The following is a 4,724-nucleotide window of genomic DNA, read 5'->3' as shown; positions in this document are numbered from 1 at the left end:
GCGTTACCGCTGGGTTAGCCTTCGGTGTTACCCGCAGAACATAGGGCAAGCGACCGTTCCACCGCATGACTATTGGGAACTACAGGTCGCTAATTCTCTCAAAAAAGCACATTTTCGCGAGTAAGCGGAACTATGGTGTGCTAATTTGTCTATTTCACCCGAAAAACGTGCCGTGGAGGCCGAATAGGGACCTCTAGTTCCGCTCATAGGGGAAACAGCTTCTTTTCCTCCAAATAGCGGACTCCTGTTCCCTCTAGCAAAGCTTTAGCCCAATTATCGGTGAGTGCCTCCCCGGTAGCGACAAACCAAACGCCCCACAGATCCTCCCGGATCAGTAGGGCGTTTTCTCATACAATTGTCCCGATGCCATGATGGCCTCGTAAACGGTTCTTCCAATCATGTAACCCAGCGCTGTTGCCGTACCTGCATAGCTGTACAAATGGCCGCGGCATGTTGTGGCGATGAGCACCGCGTCAGTACTCGTTCCCGTAGCTGGCTGTCCATTAACATCAACGCCTAAAGATTGAAGCGCAGCCGCCTTAGCTTCCGTCGCGGTAATCACCGCGTTGACCATCGCAGCATCGGTTAATTGCCCATCAATAACGATAATGGTATTAATCGTGCCGGGATAAAGCGAGGCAGCAGGCAACTCTGCCCCAGCCCTGGCTTTGTTCCCGAGTCCTACTGTGACCCATGCACAAACATGCAGGGGTTGTGTCTCGGCCTCAATCACGCTCGCCAGCTCCAGCTGCTGCTTATGGCTCCAATCCTCAGCGCCATCTCTCGTCCAAGTTAGCGTGCTGTATCCCACATCCTTCACCAGCGCTGCGGTGAGCATGCCAGCCGTTCCGCGAGGATTCAGCCCTTCACGCAGGATGAAATCATCCATTTCACGAAGGGGATCAGCCTCGTTATATAGCTTGTCTACCTGCCTATTCATCAACGTAGTATGCATCCCGAATCCTCCGCCCCAAGGCGAAGAATTCAAGGTCCGCATTGGACTATTGCTTCGAATTAGCACGTAGCTGCCGTGTACGGAATTCACCAAATCCATCTGGATTCCGGTGATTGGAACTCTATTCTGATTCATCTGAGGCATCATCCGGCTCGATAAGTTCTTGCGGGAGCATATATTCCGGTGGCCGTTCTGCTTCATAAGGCTGATACACATAGCTGCGTGCAAGCTTGACCACTCTACGATTCTTTTTGCGGATTAAAACACTATCATCATCCCAAGCGACAACAATGCCGCGGACATCATTCCTTGGGCTTACATCGCGAATAACACGAAGCAATGTACTTTCTACACGATAAAGATCCAACTGATCTTCTGTTATCATTCATCTTACCTCCAACCATCCAGTTTTACACCTTAAGCATACACCAATTCCTGACTAGTTGAAACTTTACATAAATCCGCTAGATCAGGGTTAACTTAATCATGACAAAGCAATAGAACGCCATGCTAACCTTGGGGGTTTTTATATTGGACAAAAAAACGTATTATGTTAACGTCGGAACAGGCGAAGTACTGGAAGACAGTACCGCTCTCAATTATGAATTTGAAATTTCTGCGACTGAAGAAGAATTTGATCAACTGCAGGAGCTTTTTGAGGAAACAGATAACACTTCTCAAGCCAGCTATGCTACTTCTTGGCTTCCTTGGTCGGTTTATTACTCCAATGAGACGAATCAAGCGTACGATTATTATTTGACGGAAATTTATCGCACCTTGCACCGATTAGGGAATGAACAAACCAAAAGGCATATTGAAAGCATGAATATTTTACAAAATGGCGTCTAACGACCAGTTTCCGCGCTCCCACAACTCATAATTCTAATATCAAAAGAAAAAACTAGCCCTGGGCTAGATCCTCATCTAAACACATACGTTCGATCATGGGGAGAAATTGGATATGGGTTTCCAACCCTTTCTTGAAATCGAGTTTCTTTTGAATGATTATACGACTAGAACGCGATTTCAAATACGGGCGCAGCGCTTTTCCACCCCATATCCATTCCTTTTTGTTCTACTTAGAATTGACTTATTCTTTTATTTTCCTGCACTAATACCGTACCATGCTGGTTGCTAGCTCACTATTCATTTTGTCCTGTTGCGTACTTCCAGCTCTCATTGGACGAATTCCAATGAAAACACCTTGCAGACCCGTCCAATCTTCTTTTCGTTGGATGAAATCCAACAAGGGCGGCTATAATGGCGCTGAATCCCCACAAAATTCATCTCTCTGTTGGATTTCATCCAACGAGAAAGACATTTAAGCGTCAAAAATCGCCTGTACATTGGAATTCATCCAATGAGCTTACTCTCCACAGGCGCCGACCCATCGACCCCATCTGAAACAACAATATCATGAAAAAAGGCCAACGAATCCATAACGGATCCATTGGCCTCTTGAATTTGCATTAGCTTACGTGTTCCTTGGAATCATTCGTTTCAAACCAGAAATCAAGGACTTTGCTAGACATTACACGCTTCTGAATATATTCCACTTGTGCCACGGAAAATTGCTGTTCCCATTCAATAGTCAACTCTGTGCAGAGTTTTACGATCGTTAACAACTCAGACCAGGCCACATAGCGTTTGTACCAGAAAAATTGAGGATGTTCGATCATATACGGATATAGATCATCAAATTCTGTATGCTTACAATCAAGAGCACGTTCAAAATGTGTTTTGGCTTCCCCAAGCTTCGTCATGAAATATTCAATGGAACCATTTTCGATACCCATAGATGTCAGCCTCCTCTCTTACCTTATAACCATTATAATGGATAATTGGCATTCAGGGAAGTCATAGACTAGATGTAAAATCAGTCAAAAGTGATTTGCCCGTTCTCTAGCGAGGCAATTCGCGCTAACGATTCCACCCGAATACCACGTTCTCTAATCGAACTTCCGCCGGATTGGAAGGATTTCTCCACCGCGATGCCGACACCAACCAGTTCAGCCTCCGCTTTCTCAATAATCCGAATTAAGCCGCGAGCAGCATCTCCATTGGCAATAAAATCATCAATAAGCAGCACGCGTTCGCCTTTGTGCAGCAAATGCGAGGATACCATAATGTCAGTCACAATTCCTTTGGTAAAAGAAGGCACGCGCTCACTATAAGTATCTTGATCCATCGTTAGTGTCTTCTTGCGGCGTGCAAAAATCATAGGGATCTCAAGATGCAAAGCTGTCGTGAAAGCAATTGGAATGCCAGAAGATTCTACGGTTAACACCTTGTCCGGTTTGGAGTCTCTAAAAAGTCTTGCAAACTCCCGTCCCATCTCCATGGTCAACACTGGATCCACTTGATGATTAAGAATGGCATCCAGCTTAAGTACTTTATCCGATACGACGACACCGACCTCTTGGATCCGCTGTTTTAACAATTCCATGATACTGGCCCCCTTAGTCCTGTCTATTATGAGTAAGTTACCATAATGATGAAGTAGGTTTCAAGTCCCAATTTGCGAATATCGTGCTTGGAAGTGAAACTTTTCTCTCCGAATAGGTGTCTATACTTATATAGGGTTTAACTTTTTGAAATTTGTTTAGAAATGCTCACATTTAGGCAGCAAGATCCATTGAGATTGACGACCTGAACGCAGTATGATTAGTAAATGTTATTTTTAAGAAATTATGAAGACAACGAATCGGCAGAAAGGAAAGATGATGATGAACAATGCTATGAGACCCGTCATGCTTGGCTTTGTGCCTGTTGCATTTTCCTTGCTTATCGTAGCTGGCTGCCAAGAGTCATCAGCTCCTTCCGCTCAGCCTACTATAGATCCATCGGTTAATGTACAGAAGCAGAATCCAAGCATAAGCCCGGTCAACACGCCTCCCGTGTTGGTTGTAGAAACTCCAACTGCTTCCGTGGTGCCGGAGGATACGATAGCCAAGCACGAAGCGCAAGTAGCCAACACGAACAAAACAGACTTAGTAGATGTGCCGCAGAACGCTGCAGGTGCCAAACCGACGTCAAAGCCGCGGGTGAAGGCTGAAGATGCTTACCAGCAAGAGAAACCGACCCTCATGGGCTTGAAGCTTGGAACAAGCAAAAACTCGGTGCTGGACCGATTCGGCAAAGCAAAGAAACAATTCGTTATGGATGAAGACGATGATGCGATTCAAGTGTACGACTTCGGTGATTTTTCCGTTGGCTTTAATAGCAAGAATGCGCTTGAATTCGTAGATGTACACTCCACGGATATCGATCCAGGACTCCGCGGCCTGCACCTCGGTCAGAAAGTTGAAGATGCCATTACGATTCTCGGCAAACCGGATTCCAACACAACCTATGTGCTTTCGTATAAATCACAAGGTACTCTTTTGAAGCTCGATGTGGACCCGAATGCCAACACGATCCAATCAATCAAGCTTTTCGCAGATCGTTAATACTGCACTACAAGCCAAAGACCATACCGTCACCGAAAGGATGACATGTATGGTCTTTATTCGTGTTTAGATCGCTCTTCTTTTCCGAAAGCGGAAATAAATCGCCGCTCCTATCGCAGCCACAACCGCCAGAATAATAAGGCTAACACCCATATATTTATGTATCAGATTGAACAATCCATCCAAATTACTGCCGATAAAATGGCCCAGGGTCAGGAAGGTTGTACACCACAGCAAGGCTCCTGTCCCCGCGTAGAGCATATATTTGTAGAATTTAACCCCACTCACCCCAGACAAATAGCAGGTGAAATGACGTACTC

7 protein-coding genes are annotated in these 4,724 nt (G+C 45.5%); 2 read left to right on the top strand and 5 right to left on the bottom strand.

What is annotated here, in order from left to right; translation table 11 throughout:
* Positions 1-331 precede the first annotated feature (331 nt).
* Entirely contained in the window at positions 332-1,090 is a 759-nt protein-coding gene (locus AC1DUA_RS24195; RefSeq protein ID WP_477502194.1) for an adenosylcobinamide amidohydrolase, read from the bottom strand.
* The gene (locus AC1DUA_RS24190; RefSeq protein ID WP_477502193.1) at positions 1,077-1,340 is read right to left on the bottom strand and encodes a hypothetical protein; all 264 of its coding nucleotides are present in this window, start codon (positions 1,338-1,340) and stop codon (positions 1,077-1,079) included. Before AC1DUA_RS24190 ends, AC1DUA_RS24195 begins: the two co-directional genes overlap by 14 nt.
* 146 nt (positions 1,341-1,486) lie before the next feature.
* Here AC1DUA_RS24190 and AC1DUA_RS24185 point away from each other — a divergent pair, with 146 nt between their 5' ends.
* A complete protein-coding gene (locus AC1DUA_RS24185; RefSeq protein WP_477502192.1) occupies positions 1,487-1,804 on the top strand; it encodes a hypothetical protein in 318 nt (105 codons plus the stop codon).
* Positions 1,805-2,424: 620 nt separating this feature from the next.
* On the opposite strand, the gene AC1DUA_RS24180 is transcribed toward AC1DUA_RS24185, so the two are convergent.
* Positions 2,425-2,751: a hypothetical protein gene (locus tag AC1DUA_RS24180; RefSeq protein WP_145662633.1), complete on the bottom strand. Its 327-nt coding sequence runs from the start codon at positions 2,749-2,751 to the stop codon at positions 2,425-2,427.
* Between the two features lie 80 nt (positions 2,752-2,831).
* Complete coding sequence (locus AC1DUA_RS24175) at positions 2,832-3,401, bottom strand: xanthine phosphoribosyltransferase (protein WP_477502191.1); 570 nt, start codon at positions 3,399-3,401, stop codon at positions 2,832-2,834.
* Between the two features lie 274 nt (positions 3,402-3,675).
* Between AC1DUA_RS24175 and AC1DUA_RS24170 the strand changes: the two genes are divergently transcribed.
* Positions 3,676-4,404, top strand: coding sequence for a DUF4309 domain-containing protein (locus AC1DUA_RS24170; protein ID WP_477502190.1), 729 nt, complete (start codon positions 3,676-3,678; stop codon positions 4,402-4,404).
* A 66-nt stretch (positions 4,405-4,470) separates the two neighbouring features.
* Here the strand turns inward: AC1DUA_RS24170 and AC1DUA_RS24165 are convergent.
* Positions 4,471-4,724, bottom strand: a 254-nt coding sequence (locus AC1DUA_RS24165) for a DedA family protein (protein WP_477502189.1), incomplete at its 5' end; no start/stop codon positions are given.

It is taken from the genome of Paenibacillus sp. 01T422 (genome assembly GCF_056398785.1).
The sequence above is the reverse complement of the archived record's forward strand: the minus strand, read 5'-3'. Positions and strand labels throughout refer to the sequence as shown.

Excerpts from the sequence above, each read along its gene's own strand:
- AC1DUA_RS24195 (WP_477502194.1), bottom strand. The coding sequence starts at position 1,090 with ATGAATCAGAATAGAGTTCCAATCACCGGAATCCAGATGGATTTGGTG.
- AC1DUA_RS24190 (WP_477502193.1), bottom strand. The coding sequence starts at position 1,340 with ATGATAACAGAAGATCAGTTGGATCTTTATCGTGTAGAAAGTACATTG.
- AC1DUA_RS24180 (WP_145662633.1), bottom strand. The coding sequence starts at position 2,751 with ATGGGTATCGAAAATGGTTCCATTGAATATTTCATGACGAAGCTTGGG.
- AC1DUA_RS24175 (WP_477502191.1), bottom strand. The coding sequence starts at position 3,401 with ATGGAATTGTTAAAACAGCGGATCCAAGAGGTCGGTGTCGTCGTATCG.
- AC1DUA_RS24170 (WP_477502190.1), top strand. The coding sequence starts at position 3,676 with ATGATGATGAACAATGCTATGAGACCCGTCATGCTTGGCTTTGTGCCT.